Origin of the sequence: Parasediminibacterium schistidii (assembly GCF_046546515.1) — a bacterium.
Classification (GTDB): Bacteria; Bacteroidota; Bacteroidia; order Chitinophagales; family Chitinophagaceae; genus Parasediminibacterium.
This window is the reverse complement of the sequence record NZ_JBKHKJ010000082.1, coordinates 1-1,224: the sequence shown is the minus strand read 5'-3', so window position 1 is coordinate 1,224 and position 1,224 is coordinate 1. Positions and strand designations below refer to the sequence as shown.

General features: G+C 41.2%; 2 protein-coding genes. Both read left to right on the top strand.

Features of this window, described 5'->3' with window-relative positions; genetic code table 11:
- A partial coding sequence (locus tag ACHFIY_RS19240) for a T9SS type A sorting domain-containing protein (RefSeq protein WP_410847756.1) occupies positions 1-562 on the top strand: 562 nt, incomplete at its 5' end.
- Positions 563-667: 105 nt separating this feature from the next.
- The coding region (locus ACHFIY_RS19235) for a cohesin domain-containing protein (protein WP_410847755.1) at positions 668-1,224 on the top strand (557 nt) is incomplete at its 3' end.

Sequence of the window (1,224 nt, the reverse complement as noted above, 5' to 3'; positions counted from 1 at the left end):
ATTGCTGGAATTCAAATCAATAGAGCATAACCTGCTGGGTGTTGACTATGGTGCAAACCATAGCAGCGAAGGCAAGCTTACTTTCCTATGGGTTGATTCTAATATTGTTGCCCAGTCACTACCAGACAGCTCTGCTATTTTTGATATCGTGTTCACAAAGAAAGGTAATATAGTAAACGAGGATTTATCTTTGAACTCCGATATAACGCCTGTATTGGCCTTTGATGGCAACTATTCTAAAATTGGTATCCAAAAATCAAGTGGAAGCATAGCAGAAGCTGCCCAGCTTATTGCTTACACAGAAACTTGGAATGTGTTACCCAACCCTACAATTGACGGGAAAGTAAAAATAGCTATTTCAGCCAGCTCGGCTAAACCAGTACGTTTTGAACTCACAAATATGGAAGGGAAAGTATTGCTGTCGCAATTTGAATCTGTCCCTAACGGCAATAGCACTAGGGTGTTGAATTTGCAAGGCCAGCATAAATTGGCGGCTGGCATTTACTACCTCAAAGTTGTGGGCATGGACAGCAAAGCCAAACAAATTTTATTGATGAAATAAAAAAAGTGCATAAATACATGTAAGGCATTAGTGCCTTGCATGTATTTTATAAATACCTGCGATTAAAGGATAGGTTGTCATTTATTAAAACCATAAAAAAGAAACATGAAAAAGAATGTTACAAAATTATTGATGAGCCTGCTGATACTAGCAAGCATTAATGTAATCCCCTCTAGTATTTTTGGCCAAAAAACCATTTACCTAGATACTGTTGACAATATTTGCAAAACTGGTTCTATCGTGAATATTTCTATCCGTGCCAAGAACCTCTCGAATATTTTTAGCATTGGCGGTTCTATCCGTTGGGACACGGCTGTCATGAAATATTCCTCGTTTATTGCCGGCTCAAACCCAGCTATCAGGTTTGCACCCACCGATATTGGGACGCTAAGTAGTGCGCAAGGCATCTTGAGGTTCTCCTATGGCGACCCCAATGGCCTTACTGGGTCTGTTCCCGACACCACTGCATTGTGCAGTTTTTTGTTTACTATCAAAAAGGTTGTTGTTGGCCACTCTGCACTTACTTTCTCCAGCTCCCCTACCACGCTTGAGATTGACACTGCCGATGCAAACGGGCAAAATGGGGATGTTTATCCAACTGCCAAATTTATAAGCAGCTATGTTGGTTTCGTAAGCCAACCAACCATCAGCAAGGGGGCCAA